This is a genomic window from Streptomyces akebiae, from assembly GCF_019599145.1.
Taxonomy (GTDB): Bacteria; Actinomycetota; Actinomycetes; order Streptomycetales; family Streptomycetaceae; genus Streptomyces; species Streptomyces akebiae.
In genome coordinates, this window is sequence record NZ_CP080647.1 from 967,543 (window position 1) to 990,243 (window position 22,701).

Sequence of the window (22,701 nt, forward strand, 5' to 3'; positions counted from 1 at the left end):
CGATGTCATCGATGACACAAGTCAACGATGACACCCTCGGCCGACGGCACGGAGCCGGCATCGGCCTGGGGTGCACTTTTCGGTCCGTCGCGCAGAAGCCGCAGTCACCGCTGCGTGGACGGCCGCGGGACTAGGAGACACCATGAGCTCTGTACGCGTATCCCGGCATGCCCGCATACGGATGATGGCGGCGGTCGCGACCGTCTGCGCCCTGTCCGCGGCCCCGCTCACCCCCCAGGCCGTCGCGGCCGACACCCCGCCGTACTCCGAGACCTACAGACCCCAGTTCCACTTCACGCCGCAGAAGAACTGGATGAACGATCCGAACGGCCTTGTGTACTACAAGGGCGAATACCACCTCTTCTACCAGTACAACCCGAACGGCAACTCCTGGGGCGACATGTCCTGGGGGCACACGGTGAGCAAGGACCTGGTGCACTGGGAGGAGTTGCCGCTCGCCCTGTCGCACGACGACGAGGAGATGGTGTTCTCCGGCAGCGCGGTCGTCGACTGGAACAACACCACCGGCTTCGGCACGAAGAAGAACCCGCCCATGGTGGCGGTCTACACCAGCGCCTACAAGGACGGCGGCAAGCAGGCCCAGTCGCTCGCCTACAGCACCGACCGCGGCCGCACCTGGACCAAGTACCAGGGCAATCCCGTCATCGACATCGGCTCCGACAACTTCCGCGATCCCAAGGTCCAGTGGTACGCGCCGACCAAGAGCTGGCTGATGACGGTGTCGCTGTCCGCCGAGCACAAGGTGCAGTTCTACTCGTCCAAGAACCTCAAGGACTGGGAGCTGCAGAGCGAGTTCGGGCCGGCCGGTGCGACGGGCGGCGTGTGGGAGTGCCCCGACCTGTTCCCCCTCGCGGTCGACGGGGACAAGAACAACATCAAGTGGGTCCTGGTCGTCAACATCAACCCCGGGGGCATCGCGGGCGGTTCGGCCGCCCAGTACTTCATCGGCGACTTCGACGGCAAGAAGTTCACCGCCGAGGACAAGGGCACCTACACACCGCCCACGGGCACGGTCGTCCAGGACTTCGAAGGCTCCGGCTTCGGTGATTGGACGACCACCGGAACAGCCTTCGGCCCGGGGCCGGCAGCCGGTGCGGTCGACGGGCAGGGGGCGGTCTCCGGCTTCGACGGCAAGGGCCTCGCCAACAGCTTCCACGGCGGCGACGGCGCCACCGGCACGCTCACCTCCCCCTCCTTCACCGTCGACAGCCCCTACCTGAACTTCAAGATCGGTGGCGGGCGGCATCCGCACGAGCCCGGAACCGTCATGGACAGGACTCCGCCCGAGGGCACGGTTCTCGCCGACTTCGAGGGCGGAACCTACGGCGACTGGACGGCGACCGGTGACGCCTTCGGCACCGCACCGGCCACCGGCACCCTCCCCCACCAGGGACAGGTCTCCGGCTTCCTGGGAGACGGACTGGTCAACACCTTCCGGAACGGCGACGCCACGACCGGCACCCTCACCTCGCCCGAGTTCGTCGTCGACAAGAAGCACATCAACTTCCTCATCGGCGGCGGCAACCACCCGGCCGCCTCCGACCACCCCACCGCCGTCGAACTGCTCGTCGACGGCCAGGTCGTCCGCAGCGCCACGGGCAAGGACGCCGAGGCACTCAACTGGGCCTCCTGGGACGTCGGCGACCTCGCCGGCAAGAAGGCGCGGATCAGGATCGTCGACCACAACACCGGCGGCTGGGGCCACATCAACGTCGACCACATCGTGCTGTCCGACGCCTTGGCCCCGCGCGTCTCCCAGGAGACGTCCGTCAACCTGATCGTCGACGGCAAGGTGGTCCGCAGCGTGACCGGCGCCGACAGCGAGAGCCTGGACTGGGCGTCCTTCGACCTGCGCCCGTACGCCGGCAAGGAGGCGCGGATCCAGGTCGTCGACATGAACACCGCCGGCTGGGGCCACGTCATGGCCGACCGGTTCACCGCCGCCGACAAGCCCGCCCTCTCCGTCGTACAGCGCGCCGACTGGGCCGACTACGGCAAGGACTACTACGCGGCCGTGTCCTGGGAGAACGCTCCGGGAGGCAAGCGCTACATGATCGGCTGGATGAACAACTGGGACTACGGCCAGTCCGTCCCCACCTCCCCCTGGCGCGGCGCGCAGAGCGTTCCGAGGGAGATGGCGCTGCGCACCGTCGACGGCCGAATCCGGCTGACCAGCAAGCCGGTGGGCAGCCTGGAGTCCCTCCGGAACAAGCGCCCGACCAAGGCGTCCGGCGTCACCGTCAAGAGCACCTCCAAGCCCCTGATCGGCCCCACGGCCCAGGGCAGGGCACTCGACATCGAGGCGACCTTCTCCGTCGAGAACGCCGACCGTTTCGGCCTGAAGGTGCGCACCGGCGCGGGCGGCGAGGAGACCGTCATCGGCTACGACACCACGACCCAGGAGCTGTACGTCGACCGCACCCGCTCCGGCGCCGGGGACTTCAACAGCACGTTCCCCGGCGTCCAGACCGCACCCCTGAAGCCCAAGAACGGCAAGGTCAAGCTGCGGATCCTCGTCGACTGGTCGTCCGTCGAGGTCTTCGGCGGCAATGGCGAAGCGGTGATCACCGACCAGATCTTCCCCGACCCCTCCAGCACCGGCGTCGAGGTCTTCGCCGAAGGCGGCACCGCCACCCTCGACCACATGCAGGCATGGCAGCTGAAGTCCATCTGGAGGTGACAAGCCGCAGGTCCGCGGGCCGGTGGCCCAGGGGCGGCGACCGGCCCGCGGCTCTCGGCAAGGCAGGCGCCAAGAAAGGGGCGTGGAAGCAATCCCCACCGAACCTGGCCCGCACCGGGGGGTGCCAGCCTGTGTCTCTTCCTCCCTTCGCAGGACGGCCGAGGGGGAACCAGGCGCCGATGGGCATTGCAGTGCGGTGCCCAGTCCAGGAAGTGAGGATGGTGAGCGGCACTGAGCGCTGGGCGTCACAAACGCCCGGGTCAGCGTCCGACTGCCGTGGCTCCGCATGCCCCATACCGAGATCGACATCACCGCAGATCTGGTCCGGGACCTGCTGCTCGACCAGCACCCGGACCTGGCCGGTCGTCCCCTGAAGCTCGGCGCGCGTGGCTGGGACAACCAGCTGTGGCGGCTCGGCGACGACCTCGCCGTCCGGTAGCGCGCTGACGGGATGCCGACTATCTGACGGTGCATCAGGCGTCGGGAGGAGCACTCGGGTTCGCCCCCACGCCCCCGGGTGCGCCCCTCACGAACGCCCGCGATCAGCGTACGCAACAGCTCCCGAAGACTCTCGTGACACTCACCACGCAGGGTTCGACCACCCGACCAACAGGTCGAACAACGGCTTCGCACGACAGCCTGCGGCTGCTCTCCTCCTGGATCGCGCGGCCCTGCCAGGGAGAACGGCATCCGGGGAGGAAAGTCTCCCTCCCAGGGGCCTGGTCGACGGTGCGAGACTCACCGGCGTGACGGACCTCGGGCCGCTCGGCGGATCCGAATCGCCCCGTGCCCGGTGAGGACGACGTCACGGGAATCGCGCGTCCATGCCGATGTGCGGGCCAGGTGCCCCATCCACCGATTCGAAAGCGTACGCATGCCTCCCACTGAGCTGACCGAGTCAGAAGTACCGCCTTCCGGCGACTCCGGAGGGTCGTCCACGACGCCCACACGGCGCACGTTCATCGCCACGACCACCGCGGTCGGAAGCGCCGTCGTCGCCGGCGGGTTCGTCGCCGGCTCCGGGTTCATCGATGCGGCGGCGGCCGCCGCCGACGCCGCCCCCTCGAGCCGGGTGTCCTTGACGGTCAACGGGACCCGGCGCACGGTGACGGTCGACAACCGCACCTCGCTGCTGGACCTGTTGCGTGAGCACTTCGGTCTCACCGGCTCGAAGAAGGGCTGCAACGCCGGGGCCTGCGGGGCGTGCACGGTCCTGGTGGACGGGCAGCGGGTCAACTCCTGTCTGGCGCTGACCGTTCGGCTGGAGGGCGCCGAGGTCACCACGATCGAGGGCCTGGCCGACGGCGACCGACTGCACCCGCTCCAACAGGCGTTCATCGACGAGGACGCCTTCCAGTGCGGCTACTGCACCCCCGGGCAGATCATGTCCGGGGTCGGCTGCATCAAGGAGGGTCACACCGACTCGCCGGAGGAGATCCGGGAGTTCATGAGCGGCAACATCTGTCGCTGCGGCTGCTACGTCAAGATCGTGCGCGCGGTCGAGCAGACCGCCGGCCGGAAGTGAGGGCCTGATGTATCCCTTTGCCTTCGCCAAGGCCACCGACACCCGTGAGGCCCTCGACGCCGGTCGTGGCGGCGGCCGATACATCGCCGGTGGTACCACCCTGGTCGACCTGATGCGGGAGACCGTGGAGCGCCCCGAGACGCTGATCGACATCTCCGGTCTGCCGTTGCGCGGGGTCACTGTCACCGAGCGCGGCGGACTGCGTATCGGCGCGCTGGTGCGGATGGCGGAGGCCGCCGCCCACCCCAAGGTGCGCTCCCTGTTCCCCGTGATCTCCGAGGCCCTGGAGCTGAGCGCGTCCGCGCAGCTGCGCAACATGGCCACCATCGGCGGCAACATCATGCAGCGCACCCGGTGCTCGTACTTCCGCGACGTGACCGCCGATTGCAACAAGCGTGAGCCCGGCTCGGGTTGTGCCGCGTTGGAGGGCCACAACCGCACGCACGCCATCCTCGGCACCTCGGACGCCTGCGTGGCCACCCATCCCTCCGACGTCGCCGTGGCGTTCGCGGCGCTGGAGGCGAACGTGCACCTGCTGGGGCCGGCCGGGGAGCGTCGTGTCCCCTTCGCCGACTTCCTCCTGAGGCCCGGCAGCACACCGAACCGTGAACAGGCCCTCCGAAAGGGCGAGTTGATCACCGCAGTGGAGATTCCCGCGCTGCCGCGCCCGCTGAAGTCGGGCTATCTGAAGGTGCGTGACCGACAGTCGTACGAGTTCGCGCTGACCTCGGCGGCCGTCGCGCTGCATGTCAGGCGCGGCGTGATCCAGACGGCGAAGGTGGCCGCCGGAGGGGTGGGCACCGTGCCGTGGAAGCTCCCCGTGGTCGAGCAGCACCTCGTCGGCGAACGGCCCTCGGACGCCCTCTGGTCGTCCGCCGCCGCGCACGCCGCGAACGGAGCCCGGCCGTTGGCACACAACCGCTTCAAGACAGAGCTGCTGAAACGGACCGTGGAACGCCAGCTGCGCATCGTAGGAGGTACGAAGTGAGCCCCCAGCCACAGGCAGCCGTGGGCGCGCCGCTGTCCCGGGTGGACGGGCGGCTGAAGGTCACGGGCAGGGCGCTGTACGCCGCGGAGCACGACGTCGACGGGGCGGTGCACGCGGTCATCGTGGACAGCTCCATCGGGCGCGGGCGCGTCACGTCCATCGACACCCGCGACGCCGAAGCCCACCCGGGCGTGCTGCGGGTGATCCACCACCGCAACGCGCCGAAACTGCCGTACCGCGACAACTCCGGCTCCAACAACCCGCCGGGCCGGCGCCTGCGCGTCTTCCAGGACGACCAGGTGCGCTTCCACGGCCAGCCGGTCGCCGTCGTGGTCGCCACCACTCTGGAGGCCGCTCAGCACGGTGCGAGCCTGGTGAAGGTCCGCTACGACTCCGAACAGCCCGCCACCGACCTCACCGAGGGTGAGCCGGGCGAGCCGGCGAACTACGCGCGCGGCGACGTCGAGGCCGGGTTGCGTTCGGCGGCCGTACGTCTGGACCTGAACTACCGCACGGCCCGCAACCACCACAACCCGATGGAACCGCACGCCACCATCGCCCGTTGGAAGGGCGACAAGCTCACCGTCTGGGACAAGACCCAGTGGGTCGTCGGCACACAGACCGAACTCGCCGCGGTGTTCGGCCTGGAGACGGACGCCGTGCGGGTCATCTCCCCGTTCGTCGGCGGCGGCTTCGGAACAGCGCTGCGCTGCTGGCCGCACGTGATCGTCGCCGCGCTGGCCGCCCGCGAGACCGAACGACCGGTCAAGCTGGTCCTGAGCCGCAAGCAGATGTACCTGGGCACCGGCTACCGGCCGTCGTACGAGTACCGGCTGAGGCTGGGCAGCGACCGGCGGGGACGGCTGATCGCGGCCGACCACGCGATGGACGCCGAGACCTCGTCGTACGAGCAGTTCACCGAGGCCATCCTGGCGGCCGGGCAGATGCTCTACAGCATGCCCGACGTCCGGCAGGCCTACCGGCTTGTGCCGCTGGATCTGCCCACGCCGCTGTGGATGCGTGGCCCGGGCTTCCAGACGGCGTCCTTCGTCATCGAGTCGGCCATGGACGAACTCGCCCACAAGCTCGGCGTCGACCCGATCGAGCTGCGTCGGCGCAACGAGCCGAACGAGGACGAGGCGAGGAACGTGCCGTTCTCCACGCGCCGGCTGCGCGAGTGCTACACCGTCGGCGCCCGCGAGTTCGGCTGGCACCGCCGCGATCCGCGGCCGCGTTCGACGCGTGACGGCGACTGGCTGATCGGCATGGGGATGGCCGCGGGCGTGTACGACACCGCGCGGTTCCAGGCCGAGGCACGGGCCCGTCTGGACGCCGACGGCACGGCGGTGGTCGAGGCCGCCGCCAGCGACATGGGACCGGGTACCTACACCTCCCAGGCCCAGGTCGCCGCCGACGCCCTCGGGCTGACCATGCGCACGGTCACCTTCCGCCTCGGCGACTCGCTCTACCCGCCGACCCCGCCCCACGGCGGCTCCATGACCATGGCCAGCGTCGGCTCCGCCACCCTCGACGCCTGCGACAGGATCCGGCGGCAGGCGATCCAACTGGCCGTAGAGGACAGGGACTCCCCGCTGTACGGCGTCCAGGCCGACGAGGTCGTCGTCCGGAGCGGCCGACTGCACGTCCAGGGCAACCCGGCCCGCGGCGAGACCTACCAGCGGCTGCTGTCCCGCAACGACCGCACCCATCTCGAAGCGGACGGCTCCTTCGCCCCGCCGTCAGGACCGGAGCGGCACTCCTTCTACGGCTACAACGCGACCTTCGCCGAGGTGGCCGTCGACGCCACCCTGGGCCTGGTCCGCGTGCGGCGCGTGCTCGGCGTGTACGACGCCGGCCGCATCATCAGCCCCAAACTCGCCGACAGCCAGGCCCTCGGCGGCATGGTCGGCGGCATCGGCACGGCCCTGCTCGAACACACGGTCACCGACCACCGCGACGGCCGGATCGTGAACGCCAACCTCGCCGACTACCTCGTCCCCGTCAACGCAGACATCCCCGATCTCAAGGGGATCTTCCTGGACGGTGAGGACTACGAGGCCGACCCCATCGGCGTCAAGGGCCTCGGCGAGCTTGTGATGATCGGCGTAGCGCCCGCCATCGCCAACGCGGTCTTCAACGCCACCGGTCGCCGGGTGCGCGAACTGCCCATCACGGCCGAGGCGTTGCTCTGAACCGAGCGCCCGGGGCACGGGAAGCAAGGGACCCGTGCCCGGGACGCCCACTCCTCGTCCGGCAGTTGCTCCCCCGTTCGACTGCCGGACCTCCCGGGCCGCCGCCGTCACGCTCCCCGGCGTCACGGCGGCGGCCCGCTCACCTCACCTCCACGAAGGACCCGTGCATGCTGAACATCGCGGACACACTGCACCGCTGGTGCCGCGAAGCCCGCCGCTTCGCCCTCGCCACCGTCGTCGACGTCCACGGCAGCGCACCCCTGCCGATCGGTACGTCGGTGGCGGTGGACGAGGACGGCAACGCCGTCGGCAGCATCTCCGGCGGCTGCGTCGAGGGCGCGGTCTACGAACTGTGCCGACAGGTGCTCCACGACCGGGGCGCCCCCCAACGCGCCTGGTTCGGATACTCCGACGACGACGCCTTCGCCGTCGGCCTGACCTGCGGCGGTGAACTCGACGTCCTCGTCCGACGCGTCGACCCGACAACGGAGCCGCAACTCGGTGCCGCCCTGGAGGACGTGGCACAGGGGCTGCCGACGGCAGTGGCCCAGGTGGTCGACGGCCCCGACGACCTGATCGGAGCCACCCTGAGCGTGCTCGGCCACGGTGCCGCGTCCTACGGCATCCTGGACGGCGCGGCCGCGGACCGCGCGGTGACCGCGCAGGCGGTCGCCCAGTTGCGCGCGGGACGGACCACGCGCGTCGACCTGGGCGGAGACGGCGAGGCCTGCCCCGTCCCGCTGTCCGTCCTCTTCCACGTCAACGCCGTACGCCCCCGCATGCTGGTCTTCGGAGCCGTCGACTTCGCGGCGGCCCTCAGCCAGGCCGGAAAGTTCCTCGGCTACGACGTCACGGTGTGCGACGCCCGCCCGGTCTTCGCCACGCACGCCCGCTTCCCGCACGCGGACGAAGTCGTCGTCGACTGGCCCCACCGCTACCTGGAGCGCACCACCGTGGACGCTCGCACCGCCGTCTGCGTCCTCACCCACGACGCGAAGTTCGACATCCCGCTGCTGCGTCTCGCGCTCGATCTGCCCGTCGGCTACGTCGGTGCCATGGGCTCGCGGCGTACCCACGAGAAGCGTCTGCGCCTCCTGAGCGAGGCGGGCGTGACCGGGCAACAGCTGTCCCGGCTGCGCTCCCCCATCGGCCTCGACCTCGGCGCCCGCACGCCCGAGGAGACGGCCCTCTCCATCGCGGCGGAAATCGTGGCCGCCGCCAACCAGCGAACCGGTCTCCCCCTGTCCGGCCTCTCCGGGCCGATCCACCGGGACGGGCAGCTCATGCTGTCGAGCGCTCGCTGAGGCCTTGCCCACACGGACCACACGGCGTGCCCGCAGCCGACCGTGCGGCGTGCGAGATCCGTCGAAAGCGTCCGCCGAGAAGGCGCACCGCCCCGGAGGACAGCGGGCAGCGTGGGTCGGCGCTGCCCTTTGCGGCTCCGGCGACCTGCTCCGCGGCCCCAGGAACGTCACGAAGGTCGGGCAACGCCACTTGTCCGCTCCCCTCCTCAGCGCCACCACTGCCATCAGTGGCATGGCCCCTCACGACGACCGGCAACCGTCGACGGGCGACCGGAGGGCGAAGGGCGAAGGGCGAAGGGCGGCCGATCATGATCAGGCAAGGGCGGAGGAGGGTGACAGGTTCTGGTCGGCGGCCCAGGAGGCGAGGATGCGCAGCCGCTCGTGGGTGGCGGAGCCGGGGGCCGCGGTCCACACCGTGAGGTGCTGGTCGAGATCGGTGTTGGCGGTGTAGGTGTCCCAGTCGAGGACGAGTTCGCCCACGACCGGGTGGTTGAGGGTCTTCGTGCCGATGGTGCGGGCGGAGACCCGGTGGTCTCCCCACCAGCGGGCGAACTGCTTGTCCCGTGTGGAGAGTTCGCCCACCAACGCGATCAGCCGGGAGTCCTCGGGATAGTTGGCGGCCTCCATCCGCAGCTGCGCCACGGCGGTCCGCGCGGAGCCGTCCCAGTCGGCGTACAGGGTGCGCATCGCCGGCTCGGTGAAGATGATCCGCGGATAGTTGCGGTGCTTCTCCGGAACTGCGGCGAAGTCGGTGACCAGCGCGGAGGCCAGCGCGTTCCAGGCGAGGACGTCGCCCCTACGGCCCTGAACGATGGCCGGCGTGGCGGTCACGTCGTCCAGGAGCCGCTGCAGCTGTGGCTGAACCGTCTGACGGCCGCGCCGCCGGGTGCGCGTGGCGGGCTTGCCGGCGAGCCGGAACAGATAGCCCCGCTCGTCGTCGTCCAGATGAAGCACTTGGGCGAGGGTGTCGAGCACCGGGGCGGACGCCTGCATGCGCCCCTGTTCGAGCCGGGTGTAGTAGTCGGTGCTGATCGAGGCGAGCTGGGCGACCTCCTCGCGGCGCAGCCCCGTCACCCGGCGGGGCCCGCCGGTCTCCGGTAGTCCGACGGTGCGCGGGCTCAGCTCGGATCGGCGCTTCTTGAGGAATTCACCCAGCTCATTGAGGGGGAGGTTGCTGGTCATGGTGCCCAGGATGACATCGATCGCACCCCGGCAAGGGGGGAGAGTTTCCTCCCAGGATGTCTCTCTCCCCGGATGTGTTTCTCTGCTTTTCGTACACGCCGACGCGGGTGAGCCTCGTGTCGAAGAGACCTCCAGCACCGTGGGGAAGCCCACGTATGCGCGGCACGGTCCGCACCGTCGTCACCTGCGTGTCCGGTTCGGACCTGCGGCCCCACCGCGGCGCGGAACCGGTCGACGAGCCCCACCCGATGGGCCATGGAGCGACCATCGGCAAGCTGGTCGACCGTCCGCAAGGAGGTCCCCTGTTGGAACTGGACGCCCTCACCTACGAGCGGCTCGAGCCGCTCCCACCTCGCTCGACCAGCATTCGGCTCGCCTGGCTCAAGGAGAGCCTCAGCGGTCAGTACTTGTTTCAGCCCTACGAGCAATTGGCAGCGGCCTATCGCGTCCTCGGCCATGACGGCGAAGCCCGCGGGGTCCTGCGCGCCAAGCACCGTCACCACCGCTCAACTCTGCCGTGAGAAGGCGTTCCTGTCGGCGAGCGAACTGCAGTGGTTCGCATATGTCCCCGAAGGGTGGATCTGGTGGCTCATCGTGCAGTTTCATCAGAACCGGGCCGGGAGCGTACTTGAGGGCGTTGGTGACCAGTTCGCTGACGACCAGCCGGCTCAGGTCCGCGTGCGAGCTGACACCATCAGGCGGCCGTCGGCGTGGGCCTGCTCGAGGAAGGCGGCGGCGTGACCTTCGTGGACTCCAGCGGAATCAGCATCTTCGTCACCGCCTACCAGGCCGTCAGCCCCACCGAGGGGTGGCTGCGTATCGCCGCCGCGCAAAGCGTCGAGCAGGCCCTGACGGCCTGTAGGCGTTGCAGGAATGCCCGGCCGGAGCTTGGCGTACCCGGCCAGGCCCCGGCACAGGCAGAGTGGGTCAGAGGGTGAGGAGAACCTTGGTGGCGCGGCGCTCGTCCATGGCCTTGTAGCCCTCGGCGGCCTGGTCGAGCGGCAGGGTGAGGTCGAAGACCTTGCCGGGGTCGATCTTGCGGTCCCAGATGAGCTGGATCAGGTCGGGAAGGAAGCGGCGTACGGGGGCCGGGCCGCCGAGGGTGTGGATGCCGGCGAAGAACAGTTCGATCCCGGGGATGGTGACGTCGTAGTTCACGCCCACGTAGCCCAGGTGGCCGCCGCCGCGAGTGGCGCCGACGGCCTGCATGAAGGACTCCTGGGTGCCGACCGCCTCGACGACCGAGTGCGCGCCGAGCCCGTTCGTCAGTTCCTTGATCTTCGCGATGCCGTCCTCGCCTCGTTCCTCGACGATGTCGGTGGCACCGTAGTAGCGGGCCAGTTTCTGCCGTTCGGGGTGGCGGGACATGGCGATGATCCGCTCGGCACCCAGTTGCTTGGCGGCGAGGACGGCCATCAGGCCGACGGCGCCGTCACCGACGACCGCGACGGTCTTGCCGGGGCCGGCCTCGGCGGCGACGGCGGCGTACCAGCCGGTGCCGAGTACGTCGGAGGCCGCGAGGAGGGCGGGGATCAGCTCAGGGTCGGGCTGGCCCGGGGTGGCGACCAAAGTGCCGTCGGCGTGCGGGATACGGGCCTTCTCGGCCTGGGTGCCGATCGTCTGCGCGACGAACTCGGCGTGCACGCACTTGGACTGGAACCCGGCCTGGCAGATCTCGCAGGTGTTGTCGGAGATGACGAACGATCCGACGACGAAGTCGCCGACCTTGACGTTCTTGACCTCGGAGCCGATCTCCTCGACGACGCCCACGTATTCGTGCCCCATGGCCTGATGGTCGGCGGGCTCGATTCCGCGGTACGGCCACAGGTCGGAGCCGCAGATGCAGGTCGCGGTCAGCTTCACGATCGCGTCGGTCGCATCGATGATCTTCGGGTCGTCGCGCTCCTCCACGCGGACGTCGCCGGCGGTGTGCATCACTACTCCACGCATGGTGGCTTCTCCTTGCTGGTTGTTCCGGCGCCCTGGGCGCCGGTTCCTGTTTCAGGAAGGCACGGGATCGCCGCGGCTTCCTCGGTCGGTGGTTCTGGCGCGCCGAGCCCGCTGGAAGGGCGTAACCGGCTCGGAGGCTCGTTGCCCGCCGGTGTCCAGTGCCGCGGCAGACAACGTTTGCCCGTCAAAGGGCGACGTCGTGGGGGTACCTCCCGGTCGAGTGCAGCCGAGACCGGGGGAGCGTGCTCTCGGTGTGCCGGCCGGAAGCCCTCGTACTGGACGTACTCGCGCTTTCGGCCGGTGCGGCGAGAGGGCGTGCCGGGCGTCGCGACGGGGCGGACGTTGCCTGTCGCGGCACTGGGCCACGGCGATGGGAGGCGGTGCTGGGTGAGCGCGATGATGGTGGTGGGGATCAGCGTCAGCGCGGCGATGACAGCGCCGACCGCGGCCGGTCCCCCGGCCCCCAGCGGCGATTCGAGGGCGATTGCGGCCGCCCAGGAGCCGGTGGCGGTGCCGAGGTTGAACGCCGAGACGGTCAGCGCGGAACCCAGGGTGGGGGCGCGGCCGGCGAAGCGGACGGCCAGCGCGATGAGCACTGGGTTCGCGCCGAGCCCGAACAGGCCCAGCAGGGCGATCAGTGCGATCGTCGGCACGGCATGGTCGGCCGACAGGCAGGTTGCCAGCAGCAGGGCCGTCGTGACCGCGGGGGTCATTATCGTGGTCGCGTACGGGTGGCGATCCCCCAGACGGCCTCCCGCGAGGAAGCCCGCCAGAGCGCCGATCCCGAATCCGGCCAGGACCAACGGCACCAGGCTGGAGGCCAGGCCCGCCCGGTCGGTCAGCAGCGGCGAGACGTAGGAGTACGCGGACAGCACGCCGCCGGTCGTGGTCGCACAGGCCGCCAGCGCCAGCCACAGGTGCCCCGACCGCAGAGCGGACAGTTCGGACCGGAGCGAGAGCGCCTCCTGGGCGGGCCCGTCGTGCGGGACATGGCGGGCGATCAGTGTCATGGCGGCCACGGCGAGGGCGGCGAGCGCCCAGAAGGGGCCACGCCAGCCAATGAGCTGTCCGGCGAAGGCGCCGAGCGGCACTCCGACCACGTTGGCGAGCATCGCGCCGGCGCCTACGACGCCCAGCGCGCGGGAGCTCGCGGCGGGACCGACCGCGCGAGTGGCCACCACGTTGGCCACCGCCCAGAACGCGCCGGTCGCCAGCGCCGTCAGGAACCGGGCCGCCAGCACCAGCGTGAAGCTGGTACTGAGGGCCACGATCACGTGACCAGCAGCGAAGACGGCCAGGGCGAGGAGCAGCGTCCATCGCCGGGGCAGCCGCAGGGTCAGCATCGCCATCAGCGGCGCGCCGACGACCATCCCGACCGCGAACACGGTGACCAGGAGCCCGGCCCGGGCCACGCCGACCTGCACATCAGTCGCGATCTCGGGCAGCAGACCCGCGACCACGAACTCGGTCGTGCCCATCAAGAACGTGGCCAGGGCGAGCACGTACACAACGAGCGGCAGCCGGGCGGGCGGACGCTCGCGGTCACCGAACGGCAGGTCGGAAGGGGCCTGGAGGGTTCCTCCTCGCGTGGTCATGCGATATCTCCGCAACGGTTCGGCATCGGGGTGCGCATTCCACGAAACCGGCCCGGCCGCGTGCGCGGGAGGCTGCGTTCATAGGGGGTACAGGCTCGACCCCCCACTCGCCGGGTTCCCGCCGTAGCGTGAAGAGCATGGAACGCCGCTCCGACAACCGCGCCGACATCCGCGACTTCCTCGCCCGTCGCCGTGCCCAGCTCACCCCGGAGCAGGTCGGGCTGCCCACCAGCGGCCGGCGCCGGGTCCCCGGGTTGCGCCGCGAGGAGGTCGCCGTCCTCGCCGGCGTGAGCACCGAGTGGTACACCCGATTGGAGAAAGGCCACATCAGCGGTGTGTCCGAGGAGGTCCTCGACGCGGTGGCCCGCACCCTGCGGCTGGACGACGACGAACGCACCTACCTGTTCGACCTCGCCAAGGCCGCCCAGCCCAGCCCGGCCCCTCGGCGCCGCCGCAAGGCCGTCGACGTCCCGCCCCGCGTCCAGTGGCTGCTCGACTCCATGCCCCTGTCCGCGGCCTTCGTCACCAACGGCCGTCTCGACATCGTGGCCACCAACACACTCGCCCGCGCCCTGTTCGCACCCCTGTTCAACAGCCGAACCGCCGACGTGCGCGGCCGCCCCAACTTCGCCCGGTTCTGGTTCCTCGACGACGACTCCCAGGACTTCGCCGCCGACTGGGACGGCGCCGTCGACATCACCGCCGCACTCCTGCGCGCCGAAGCCGGCCGTTACCCCAACGACAGGGCCCTGCGCGAGCTCATCGGTGAACTCTCCACCCTCAGCCCCGAGTTCCGCACCCGGTGGGCGGCTCACAACGTGCGTATCCATCACGGCGGCGTCAAACGCTTCCACCACCCCGAGGCCGGGGACCTGGAACTCACCTACCAGCCCCTGGACCTGCCCATGTCCGCCCGCGAGGCGCACTCCCTGACCATCTACACCGCCGCACCCGGCTCCGCTTCCGAAGACGGCCTGCGCCTGCTCGCGTCCTGGGCAGCCACCCACAGGCCTCACCCACCCACCCGGCAGTCTCCGGCACGCTGAAAAGCCGTTCAGCACAGCCATTCCAAGCAGCGAAGGAGCCCCTCCGTGAAGCACGTAGGACGAGCATGAGCCGGATCCTCATCACCGGTTCCACGGACGGCCTCGGATACGCCACGGCCGAGGCGCTGCAGTCCGCGGGGCACGACGTCGTGGTCCACGCCCGCAACCCTGAACGGGCCAGAGCCCTCCACCTGCTCGTCGGCCGCGGAGCAGGTCTCGTCGTGGCCGACTTGACCGACCGTGACGCCGTACGGCGGATTGCCGCCGAACTGAACGACACCCCGCCGCTCGACGCGGTCGTTCACAACGCCGGTGTCTGGAGCGGGCCTGCGGTCATGCCGGTCAACATCGTCGCCCCGTACCTGCTCACCGCGCTCGTGCGCGGGCCGCGCCGCCTGGTGTACGTGAGCAGCGGCTCGCACTTCGACGGCCGCCCCTCAGCGGACGGCATCGACTGGCGCGGCACGAGGCCGGGGTCATACGCGGACAGCAAGCTGTTCGTCACGACGCTCGCAGCCGCCGTGGCCCGCCTGTGCCCCGACGTGCTGAGCAACGCCGTGGACCCGGGCTGGGTGCCCACGAAGATGGGGGGACCCGGCGCACCCGACGATCTTCAGCTCGGTCACCGGACACAGCAGTGGCTGGCCTCCAGCGACGATCTCCAGGCGCTCACGACCGGGGGCTACTGGTATCACCGCGAGCGGCAGCGGCCTCACCCCGCCGTACACGATGAGGCGTTCCAGGACCGGCTCCTGCAGACGCTGGCCGAGGAGACAGGCACCCCTCTCGAAGTGCGGTGACAACACCCCTCCAGGGGTGCCTGCGGCACTCGCCTCCTGCGGCGGCGCGCTCCTCGGTGTCAGGGCCCAGCGTACGGGTCTTGATCAGGGGTGTCGTTGGTTTCCGTCCATGCCATGCGGGCCTTGAGGTCCTGGATGCAGATCTCGTGGCACGTGCGGATGGCGAGACCGAGAGCGACCGGGATGTGCAGTTCTGGACGCGCGCGATGTTGCCCCGGACGATGGCGATGACGCTCGTGAGGGAGACCTCGGGGACGGGCGCGTCGGGGAAGGTGCCCTGCGGGATGAAGACGCCCCCGCACTTGGCGAAGAGCGGCTTGGCCACCGGGGTGGGGCCGTACGGAATCCGCTGCCGTTGCCTGGGATCCGGCAGCTCGCGTCCACCGTCACTCGGATCTCGCGCACCGTGAACACGTTGGAAGCGGACCTGGTCTGCCACACCGGCGACATCGCGGACGACACGGCCGAACGCCGCCGCGCCCAGGCCCTCCCCCTCGGTACCGTGCGGGCCACCCATGCCCGCGTGTACGTCACCGGCAACCACGAGTACTACAGCGAGGCCCGGGGCTGGGTCGACCTGATGGACGAGCTGGGCTGGGAGCCGCTGCGCAACGCCATCTGCTGCTCGAACGCGGCGGCGACACCCTCGTGGTCGCCGGCGTGGACGACGTCACCGCCGAGTCCTCCGGCCTCGCAGGCCACCGCGCCCACCTCGCCGGTGCCCTGGACGGCGCCGACCCCGATCTGCCCGTGCTGCTCCTGGCGCACCAGCCCAAGTTCGTCGACCGGGCGGCAGCCGCCGGCATCGACCTCCAACTCTCCGGCCACACCCACGGCGGCCAGATCTGGCCCTTCCATCACCTGGTCCGCATCGACCAGCCCGCTGTCGCCGGCCTCAGCCACCATGGCACCCGCACCCTCCTCCACACCAGCCGCGGCACCGGCTTCTGGGGCCCGCCGTTCCGCGTCTTCGCACCCAGCGACATCACCCTGCTCGTGCTCCGCTCCCCGCACCTGCCCACCTCGCCGTAGACGGGGCGGGCCGGCACATCCGCTTGGAGGTGTCGTCGAGCTGAGGGGTGCGGGGAAAGCAGACGGCCAGGCCCCTCACCCCGAGGACGGGATCCGGACCGTTCCCGGGCCGACGGCTGGGACGCCGCGTCCGGAAACGCTCTCGGACCGTCAGGCGTCGAGTGCGTCGATCAGCGCCTTGGTCACGTCCTCCGTCGTGGCCGTGCCGCCGACGTCGCGGGTGAGGATGCCCCCGGCGGTCGTGGCCTCGATCGCCTTGTGCAGGCGGGCCGCCTGGTCGGGGAGGCCGAAGTGCTCCAGCATCAGCGCGGCGCTGCCGACCGCGCCGATCGGGTTGGCCAGGCCCTGGCCCGCGATGTCCGGGGCGGAGCCGTGGACCGGCTCGAACATGCTGGGGAAGCGGCGCTCGGGGTTGAGGTTGGCGCTCGCTGCCAGGCCCAGGCTGCCGGCCAGTGCGCTGCCGAGGTCGGAGAGGATGTCGGCGTTGAGGTTGGAGGCGACGACGACCGAGAGATCCTCGGGCTTGAGGACGAACTTCGCCGACATCGCGTCCACGAGCACACTCTCGGTCTCGACGTCCGGGTAGTCGGCGGCGACACGCTTGAAGACGTCGTCCCACAGGACCATGCCGTACTGCTGGGCGTTGCTCTTGGTCACCGAGGAGACCTTCCTGTGTGTCCTGGTGCGGGCCAGGTCGAAGGCGAACCGCATGATCCGCTCGCAGCCCACCTCGGTGAACAGGGCCGACTGGACGGCGACTTCACCACCGGGCCCGCGCCCGCCGAGGTTGCGGCCGCCGAGGCCCGCGTACTCGCCCTCGCTGTTCGCGGACGACGACCCAGTCCAGCTCCGTGTCGTCGGCCTTGCGCAAGGGGCTCTGCACACCGGGCAGGAAGTGCACGGGGCGGACGTTGGCCCACTGGTCGAAGTTCTGGCAGATCTTCAGGCGCAGGCCCCACAGGCTGATGTGGTCGGGGACGGTGGGCCAGCCGACCGCGCCGAAGTAGATCGCGTCGAAGTCCTTCAGCTGCTCCAGCCCGTCCTCGTCCATCATCTTGCCGGTGCGCTCGTGGTACTCGCAGCCCCAGGGGAACTCCTCCCAGGTGAAGGCGAAGGGGGCCGCGGAGCTCCTGGAGGTCTCGGCCAGGGCGTCCAGGACGGCTCGCCCGGCGGCGACGACCTCCTTGCCCACCCCGTCGGCGGGGATGGCGGCGATGCGGAACGTGCGGGGTGCGGCTGTCATGAGGGCCTCCGGCTCGCTGTCGTGCGGTCGGTTCGAGTCAACACACCGAGGTCACAGCGCGTCCAAGACCAGCTTTCGATACGACGTATAGGCGTGGCCGATCGGTCCCGCGTCAGGCGGGGCGTGCCCGCCGCTCCGCCAACGACCCGGTGAGAGCGAGGAACGCCCGCGCGGCCGGGGTGAGGTGCGCGGGCAGGCTGACCATCGCCACGTGGAGGTGGGCGGTCGGCTCGATGGGGGCGACCACGGCACCGCAACGGCGGGCCAGGCGGGTACAACTGCCGGTACCACGGCTTCGCCGAGATACGCGCGGCCTGCTCGGCTCGTCCGATGCCCGGGGTATGCGTCATTGCGGCCTCCCTGATCGCGCGGTACCGAGCCCGATCGGTACCGCACCGACTTTCGCCACAGTGAACCGGGTCACAGATGGGGGGGTCCACGACCAAAAATCGATGCCCCGTATAGGCGTGGCCTATCAGTGCCGGCGCACGTCACGGGCTCTCTTCACGCGACCCTGCCTCTCAGAGCCGACCCCGCCAGGAGCAGGCTGCCGGTCCCCTGGCCGGTACCGGGATGCCGAGTACCGCGCCGGAGGTCGCCGTCGGGTTCCGCACCCCGTACCGGGCCGTGGTGACGAAGAGGCGGTTGTCGTCGGGGTGCAGACACACCGACGTGGGGTGCGGGGCGGGGACGGTCAGGGTGTGGAGCAGGCGGCCGTCGGGACGGTAGCGGCGGACCGCCCCGGCGCCCCACAGCGCGACCCACAGACAGCCCTCCTCGTCGACGGTCATTCCGTCGGGGCTGCCCTCGCCGTCCCGCAGTCGGGCGAAGGTTTCCGGGTCGCCGGTGAGGTCGCCCGAGACGGGGTCGACCCCGCAGCGCAGGACGGTGCCGACGGCCGTGTCGGCGAGGTACATGGTGGTGCCGTCGGCGGTGAACGCCGGGCCGTTGGCGATGGTCAGGCCGTCGAGGACGCGGACCACCGTGCCGTCGGGGTCCGTGCGGTAGAGGGAGCCCGCCCCGGGGGTGCCGTCGTAGGCCATGCTGCCGGCCCAGAAGCGCCCGGCGGGGTCGGCGACGCCGTCGTTCATCCGGCTGGGGACCGGGGTGCGGTCCTCGGGGCGGTCCAGCCACTCCAGGGCGCCGTCGGGGGTGAGCAGCGCGATGCCGGTGCCCGCGGCGGCGATCCAGGTGTCCGGCCGGCCGTGCACCGGCGCGACGGCGCCCAACGGTACGTCGAGACGGGCGAGTTCGGTCGGCCCGGTGTCGTCGCGGTCCTCGCGGTCCTCGCGGTCCTCGCCGACGTCCCGGTCCTCAAGGACCTCGCGGTCGTGGCCGACGTCGCGCAGTTCGAAGAGCCGTCCGCTGAGGATGTCGACGTACACGTACCGGCCGTCGAACCAGCGGCCGCCCTCGGCGAGTTCGTACGCTCCCTCCACGACGAGCGCCGCCGACGGTGCCGTTGATGTCATGTCCCTCTCCCGGGTCAGCGGATGGTGGTGCCGTCGGGCTGGTCGAGCAGGCCGAGTTCGTCCCGTGTGGGTAGGCCCTCCCAGTCGCCCCGGGTGGCCACGGTGAAGGCCGCGGTGGTGACGGCTCGGTGCAGCCGGGCCGGGATGTCCGCGCCGTCGAGGAGTCCGGACAGATATCCGGCCACGAAGGCGTCGCCCGCGCCGACCAGATCGACGGCGCCGACCTGTATCGCCGCGCGGTCGGTCGCCCCCTCCGCGGTGAAGGTGGTCGCGCCCCTCGCGCCACGCTTCACGACGACCTCTCCGACCCCTTCCGCCAGGACGCTGCGCACGGCCTCCGGTTCGTCCACGCCGGATCGTTCCAGCACCAGCGGCAGTTCGTCCTCGGAGGCGATGAGCAGGTCGGTGCGGGCCAGCAGCGGCCGGAGCGCGGTGCGGGCGCGGTCGGCGGTCCACAGCCGGGAGCGGTAGTTGACGTCGAGGCATACGGTGACGCCGGCGTCGCGGGCTGCGGTGGCGGCGGCCAGAACGGCCTCGGCCGCCGACGGGCTCAGCGCCGGTGTGATGCCGGTCAGGTGCAGGACGCGGGTTTCGGGGGCCAGAGCGGGCAGGACGTCGGCCGGTGTGACGGCCGAACCGGCGGAACCGGCGCGGTAGTAGCTGACGCGCGTGAGCGTGCCCAGGCGGAGTTCGGTGAGCAGCAGTCCCGTGGGGCGGCCGGTGTCGTCGGTGCCCGCGTGGTCGATGTCGACGCCCTCGGCGCGCAGGGTGCGCAGTACGAGCGCGCCGAGTTCGTCCGCACCGACCCGGCCGGCCCAGCGCACTCGGTGGCCGAGCCGGGCGAGGCCGATCGCGACGTTGGACTCGGCGCCCGCCACGGACAGGCCGAGGGTGCCGCCGAGCCGCAGCGCGCCCGGAGCCCGGAGCGCCGCCATCGTCTCGCCGAAGGTCACGACCTCGGGTGGAATCGATCGCGTCACGGCCTCCCCCCGGCGGCAACCCTGCGGAACTCGGCCGCCCGGGACCGGAGTTGATCCAGGTCGCCGCCGTCGGCCGCGTCCCCGACGAGAGGTGAGCCGACGCCGACGGCGAGGGCGCCCCGGTCCAGGTAGTCGCGGGCCGCCTGAGCGTCCACTCCGCCCACGGGTACGAAGGGCACCTCGGGGAAGGGGTCGCGCAGGGCCCGCAGGTAGCCGGGTCCGCCCAGAGTGCCGGGGAAGAGTTTGATCGCGGCGGCACCTCGTGCGAGGGCGAGTTCGATCTCGGTCGGCGTCAGGGCTCCCATCAGCACGGGTATGCCGTAGGGCTCCAGTCCGTCGACCAGTGCCGGAGTGACGAGGTACGACGCACCGGCGTCCACGGCGCGGGCCGCGTCCGCAGCCGAGCGCACGGTTCCGGCGCCGAGAAGTGCGTCGGGGCCGAGTTCGGCGCGGGCCTGCCGGATGACGGTCAGGGCGTCGGCGGTGGTCAGGGAGACCTCGATGGCCGCGACGCCCTCCTCGGCGAGCGTGCGTACGGTGCGCAGGGCCGCGGCGGGGTCCTTGCCGCGGACGATCGCCAACAGGCGGTGGGCTCGAAGCGATTCCACCAGGTTCATGGGCGCGGATTTCTCCTTGGGTTCGGGGTGTGCGGGCCTGATGGTGCTCACCATTCGGTACCTGGGGATGCTCAGCATTCGGTACCTGGGGCTGCTCACCACTCGGTACCTGGGGGTGCTCACCACTCGGTGAACGCCCCGTCCGCTCCCCGCCATACGGGGTTGCGCCAGCGGTGTCCGGTCTCGGCGGCGCGGCGTACCGCCTTCTCGTCGATGTCGACGCCGAGGCCGGGGCGGGAGGCGGCGACGGCGTACCCGTCCTGGAAGCGGAAGGGTTCGGGGTCCATCACGTACTCCAGCAGGTCGCACTGCTGGTTGTAGTGGATGCCCATGCTCTGTTCCTGGATGAGGAAGTTCGGCACGGAGAAGGCGATCTGCAGGCTCGCGGCCAGGGCGATCGGGCCGAGGGGGCAGTGCGGGGCCAGGGCGACGTCGTACGTCTCGGCCATGGCGGCGATGCGGCGGACCTCGGAGATGCCGCCGGCGTGCGAGAGGTCGGGCTGGGCGACGGCGATGCCGCTGGTCATGACCTCACGGAAGTCCCAGCGGGAGTACAGGCGTTCGCCGGTGGCGAGCGGGACGCTCGTGGACTCCACCAGGCCGCGCAGGTGGCCCGAGTGTTCCGGTGCGACGGGTTCCTCGACGAACAGCGGGTACAGCGGTTCCAGCAGGGGCAGCAGACGGCGTGACATGGCGGTGGAGGCCCGGCCGTGGAAGTCGACGGCGATGTCCCGCTCGTCGCCCAGCACCTCACGGACGGCGGCGACGCGCTCGACGACCTCGGCGGTGCGCGCCGGGGTGTCGATCGGGGCGAGTTCGGCCGAGGCGTTCATCTTCACGGCGGTGAAGCCCGCCTTCATCTGTTCCTCGGCCAGCTCCGCGACATCGCTGGGGCGGTCGCCGCCGATCCAGGCGTACATCCGGACGCGGTCGCGTACGGGGCCGCCGAGGAGGCGGTGCACCGGAACGCCGTAGGTCTTGCCCGCGATGTCCCACAGGGCCTGGTCGATACCGGCGACGGCGCTGGAGAGGATGGGGCCGCCCCGGTAGAAGCCGCCCTTGGTGAGCACCTGCCAGTGGTCCTCGATGCGCAGCGGGTCCCGGCCGACGAGGTAGTCGGCCAGTTCGTGCACCGCGGCGCGTACGGTCTCGGCGCGGCCCTCGATCACGGGCTCGCCCCAGCCGGTGACGCCCTCGTCGGTGGCGACGCGCAGGAACAGCCAGCGCGGGGCCACCAGGAACGTCTCAAGTCCGGTTATCTTCAAGGGGATTCCTCGGGGAGCGGGTCGGTCGCGAGGTCTTCGTGGTCATCGTGGTCTTCGCGGTCGTCGAGGTCGTCGAGGTCTTCCTGGGCCTGTACGGCCGCCAGGTCCTGGGACGCCTGCGCGAGCAGTGACTCGACGGCGGCCACCGCCGCGTCCGGATCACCCGCCTCGACCGCCGCCAGCAGTTCCTGGTGCACGGGGATGGAGTCGGAGAAGTGCCGGGCGCCGTGCACGATGCGGTCACGGACCCGCAGACCGGCCTCGATGACGACCTCCATCCGGCTGAGCAGTTCGTTGTGGGCGGAGTCCAGCAGGGCGCGGTGAAAGGCCAGGTCCGCCTCGACCATCGCGTCCGCGTCCGTCCCGGCGGCCGCCATCGCGTCGAGTGCCTGCCGCAGCGCGTCCAGGTCGGCGGGGGTACGGCGGGCCGCGGCGAGCCGGGCTCCGGCGGGCTCGACTATCGCGCGCACCTCGGCGAGGTCCTCCAGAAAGCCGTCGGTGGGAGCGCTGCTGCCCTGCCAGCGCAGCAGGTCGCTGTCGAGCAGGTTCCAGTCGGCGCGGGGCCGGATGGTCGTCCCGCGTTTCTGCTTCGACTCCAGCAGGCCCTTGGACGCCAGGACGCGCAGAGCCTCGCGCACGACGGTCTTGCTGACGCCCAGCTCGGTCTCGAACTTGACGGGGTCCACGACGGAGCCCGGGGGGTAGTCGCCGCGGATGATGCGCCGGCCCAGCTCCTCCACCGCCTGGCCGTGCAGCCCCCTACCGGGATGAGTCACCACGTTCTCCGTTTCCGTTCAGTCGCTGTTCGC

At 70.8% G+C, this 22,701-nt stretch carries 18 protein-coding genes and 4 pseudogenes; 11 read left to right on the forward strand and 11 right to left on the reverse strand.

Annotated elements, in window-relative coordinates:
* Positions 1-142 precede the first annotated feature (142 nt).
* The 6 genes and pseudogenes from K1J60_RS04255 to K1J60_RS04280 all read left to right on the forward strand — a co-directional run bounded on the left by K1J60_RS04255 (position 143) and on the right by K1J60_RS04280 (position 8,710).
* Positions 143-2,701 carry a glycoside hydrolase family 32 protein gene (locus K1J60_RS04255; RefSeq protein ID WP_220644981.1) on the forward strand — a complete coding sequence of 853 codons (2,559 nt, stop codon included), beginning with the start codon at positions 143-145 and terminating at the stop codon, positions 2,699-2,701.
* Positions 2,702-2,987: 286 nt separating this feature from the next.
* Positions 2,988-3,137: pseudogene (locus K1J60_RS04260) on the forward strand (aminoglycoside phosphotransferase); the annotation flags it as partial.
* Between the two features lie 438 nt (positions 3,138-3,575).
* A complete protein-coding gene (locus tag K1J60_RS04265) occupies positions 3,576-4,226 on the forward strand; it encodes a (2Fe-2S)-binding protein (protein WP_220644982.1) in 651 nt (216 codons plus the stop codon).
* A 7-nt stretch (positions 4,227-4,233) separates the two neighbouring features.
* The gene (locus tag K1J60_RS04270; protein ID WP_220644983.1) at positions 4,234-5,214 is read left to right on the forward strand and encodes an FAD binding domain-containing protein; all 981 of its coding nucleotides are present in this window, start codon (positions 4,234-4,236) and stop codon (positions 5,212-5,214) included.
* Positions 5,211-7,406, forward strand: coding sequence for a xanthine dehydrogenase family protein molybdopterin-binding subunit (locus K1J60_RS04275; RefSeq protein ID WP_220644984.1), 2,196 nt, complete (start codon positions 5,211-5,213; stop codon positions 7,404-7,406). Before K1J60_RS04270 ends, K1J60_RS04275 begins: the two co-directional genes overlap by 4 nt.
* Positions 7,407-7,573: 167 nt before the next feature.
* Complete coding sequence (locus K1J60_RS04280) at positions 7,574-8,710, forward strand: XdhC family protein (RefSeq protein ID WP_220644985.1); 1,137 nt, start codon at positions 7,574-7,576, stop codon at positions 8,708-8,710.
* A 312-nt stretch (positions 8,711-9,022) separates the two neighbouring features.
* Here K1J60_RS04280 and K1J60_RS04285 read toward each other — a convergent pair whose 3' ends face one another.
* Positions 9,023-9,892 (reverse strand): helix-turn-helix domain-containing protein, encoded by an 870-nt coding sequence (locus K1J60_RS04285; protein WP_220644986.1) that lies wholly within the window; start codon positions 9,890-9,892, stop codon positions 9,023-9,025.
* Between the two features lie 155 nt (positions 9,893-10,047).
* Between K1J60_RS04285 and K1J60_RS04290 the strand changes: the two genes are divergently transcribed.
* Positions 10,048-10,413 (forward strand): hypothetical protein, encoded by a 366-nt coding sequence (locus K1J60_RS04290; protein ID WP_220644987.1) that lies wholly within the window; start codon positions 10,048-10,050, stop codon positions 10,411-10,413.
* 76 nt (positions 10,414-10,489) lie between these two features.
* Here the strand turns inward: K1J60_RS04290 and K1J60_RS47055 are convergent.
* Positions 10,490-10,680 (reverse strand): annotated as a pseudogene (locus tag K1J60_RS47055) (ATP-binding protein); the annotation flags it as partial.
* Here K1J60_RS47055 and K1J60_RS04295 point away from each other — a divergent pair.
* The gene (locus K1J60_RS04295; RefSeq protein ID WP_220644988.1) at positions 10,603-10,830 is read left to right on the forward strand and encodes an STAS domain-containing protein; all 228 of its coding nucleotides are present in this window, start codon (positions 10,603-10,605) and stop codon (positions 10,828-10,830) included. The pseudogene K1J60_RS47055 and the gene K1J60_RS04295 overlap by 78 nt on opposite strands.
* On the opposite strand, the gene K1J60_RS04300 is transcribed toward K1J60_RS04295, so the two are convergent.
* The gene (locus tag K1J60_RS04300; RefSeq protein ID WP_220644989.1) at positions 10,820-11,842 is read right to left on the reverse strand and encodes a zinc-dependent alcohol dehydrogenase family protein; all 1,023 of its coding nucleotides are present in this window, start codon (positions 11,840-11,842) and stop codon (positions 10,820-10,822) included. The two genes, K1J60_RS04295 and K1J60_RS04300, sit on opposite strands and share 11 nt — an antisense overlap.
* A complete protein-coding gene (locus K1J60_RS04305; RefSeq protein WP_220644990.1) occupies positions 11,830-13,437 on the reverse strand; it encodes an MFS transporter in 1,608 nt (535 codons plus the stop codon). The genes K1J60_RS04300 and K1J60_RS04305 overlap by 13 nt, the downstream gene beginning before the upstream one ends.
* Positions 13,438-13,574: 137 nt before the next feature.
* Here K1J60_RS04305 and K1J60_RS04310 point away from each other — a divergent pair, with 137 nt between their 5' ends.
* The 3 genes and pseudogenes from K1J60_RS04310 to K1J60_RS04320 form a co-directional block, all read left to right on the forward strand.
* Positions 13,575-14,483, forward strand: coding sequence for a helix-turn-helix transcriptional regulator (locus K1J60_RS04310; protein ID WP_220644991.1), 909 nt, complete (start codon positions 13,575-13,577; stop codon positions 14,481-14,483).
* A 65-nt stretch (positions 14,484-14,548) separates the two neighbouring features.
* A complete protein-coding gene (locus tag K1J60_RS04315) occupies positions 14,549-15,283 on the forward strand; it encodes an SDR family NAD(P)-dependent oxidoreductase (protein WP_220644992.1) in 735 nt (244 codons plus the stop codon).
* A gap of 391 nt (positions 15,284-15,674) precedes the next feature.
* Positions 15,675-16,315 (forward strand): annotated as a pseudogene (locus tag K1J60_RS04320) (metallophosphoesterase); the annotation flags it as partial.
* Positions 16,316-16,465: 150 nt separating this feature from the next.
* Here the strand turns inward: K1J60_RS04320 and K1J60_RS04325 are convergent.
* The 7 genes and pseudogenes from K1J60_RS04325 to K1J60_RS04355 all read right to left on the reverse strand — a co-directional run bounded on the left by K1J60_RS04325 (position 16,466) and on the right by K1J60_RS04355 (position 22,671).
* Positions 16,466-17,558, reverse strand: a pseudogene (locus K1J60_RS04325) (tartrate dehydrogenase).
* 112 nt (positions 17,559-17,670) lie between these two features.
* Positions 17,671-17,805, reverse strand: coding sequence for a hypothetical protein (locus K1J60_RS04330; RefSeq protein ID WP_259407547.1), 135 nt, complete (start codon positions 17,803-17,805; stop codon positions 17,671-17,673).
* 274 nt (positions 17,806-18,079) lie between these two features.
* Entirely contained in the window at positions 18,080-19,030 is a 951-nt protein-coding gene (locus K1J60_RS04335) for an SMP-30/gluconolactonase/LRE family protein (protein ID WP_220644993.1), read from the reverse strand.
* A 14-nt stretch (positions 19,031-19,044) separates the two neighbouring features.
* Positions 19,045-19,965 (reverse strand): sugar kinase, encoded by a 921-nt coding sequence (locus tag K1J60_RS04340; protein ID WP_259408225.1) that lies wholly within the window; start codon positions 19,963-19,965, stop codon positions 19,045-19,047.
* 41 nt (positions 19,966-20,006) lie between these two features.
* Positions 20,007-20,627, reverse strand: a complete 621-nt coding sequence (locus K1J60_RS04345; protein ID WP_220644994.1) for a bifunctional 4-hydroxy-2-oxoglutarate aldolase/2-dehydro-3-deoxy-phosphogluconate aldolase — start codon at positions 20,625-20,627, stop codon at positions 20,007-20,009.
* A 119-nt stretch (positions 20,628-20,746) separates the two neighbouring features.
* Positions 20,747-21,892, reverse strand: coding sequence for a galactonate dehydratase (dgoD, locus tag K1J60_RS04350; RefSeq protein WP_220644995.1), 1,146 nt, complete (start codon positions 21,890-21,892; stop codon positions 20,747-20,749).
* On the reverse strand, positions 21,889-22,671 hold the full coding sequence (locus K1J60_RS04355; RefSeq protein ID WP_259407548.1) for a FadR/GntR family transcriptional regulator: 783 nt from the start codon (positions 22,669-22,671) through the stop codon (positions 21,889-21,891). The genes dgoD and K1J60_RS04355 overlap by 4 nt, the downstream gene beginning before the upstream one ends.
* Positions 22,672-22,701: the final 30 nt, after the last annotated feature.

Excerpts from the sequence above, each read along its gene's own strand:
- K1J60_RS04255 (WP_220644981.1), top strand. The coding sequence starts at position 143 with ATGAGCTCTGTACGCGTATCCCGGCATGCCCGCATACGGATGATGGCG.
- K1J60_RS04265 (WP_220644982.1), top strand. The coding sequence starts at position 3,576 with ATGCCTCCCACTGAGCTGACCGAGTCAGAAGTACCGCCTTCCGGCGAC.
- K1J60_RS04270 (WP_220644983.1), top strand. The coding sequence starts at position 4,234 with ATGTATCCCTTTGCCTTCGCCAAGGCCACCGACACCCGTGAGGCCCTC.
- K1J60_RS04280 (WP_220644985.1), top strand. The coding sequence starts at position 7,574 with ATGCTGAACATCGCGGACACACTGCACCGCTGGTGCCGCGAAGCCCGC.
- K1J60_RS04285 (WP_220644986.1), bottom strand. The coding sequence starts at position 9,892 with ATGACCAGCAACCTCCCCCTCAATGAGCTGGGTGAATTCCTCAAGAAG.
- K1J60_RS04290 (WP_220644987.1), top strand. The coding sequence starts at position 10,048 with ATGCGCGGCACGGTCCGCACCGTCGTCACCTGCGTGTCCGGTTCGGAC.
- K1J60_RS04300 (WP_220644989.1), bottom strand. The coding sequence starts at position 11,842 with ATGCGTGGAGTAGTGATGCACACCGCCGGCGACGTCCGCGTGGAGGAG.
- K1J60_RS04305 (WP_220644990.1), bottom strand. The coding sequence starts at position 13,437 with ATGACCACGCGAGGAGGAACCCTCCAGGCCCCTTCCGACCTGCCGTTC.
- K1J60_RS04310 (WP_220644991.1), top strand. The coding sequence starts at position 13,575 with ATGGAACGCCGCTCCGACAACCGCGCCGACATCCGCGACTTCCTCGCC.
- K1J60_RS04315 (WP_220644992.1), top strand. The coding sequence starts at position 14,549 with ATGAGCCGGATCCTCATCACCGGTTCCACGGACGGCCTCGGATACGCC.
- K1J60_RS04335 (WP_220644993.1), bottom strand. The coding sequence starts at position 19,030 with ATGACATCAACGGCACCGTCGGCGGCGCTCGTCGTGGAGGGAGCGTAC.
- K1J60_RS04340 (WP_259408225.1), bottom strand. The coding sequence starts at position 19,965 with ATGGCGGCGCTCCGGGCTCCGGGCGCGCTGCGGCTCGGCGGCACCCTC.
- K1J60_RS04345 (WP_220644994.1), bottom strand. The coding sequence starts at position 20,627 with ATGAACCTGGTGGAATCGCTTCGAGCCCACCGCCTGTTGGCGATCGTC.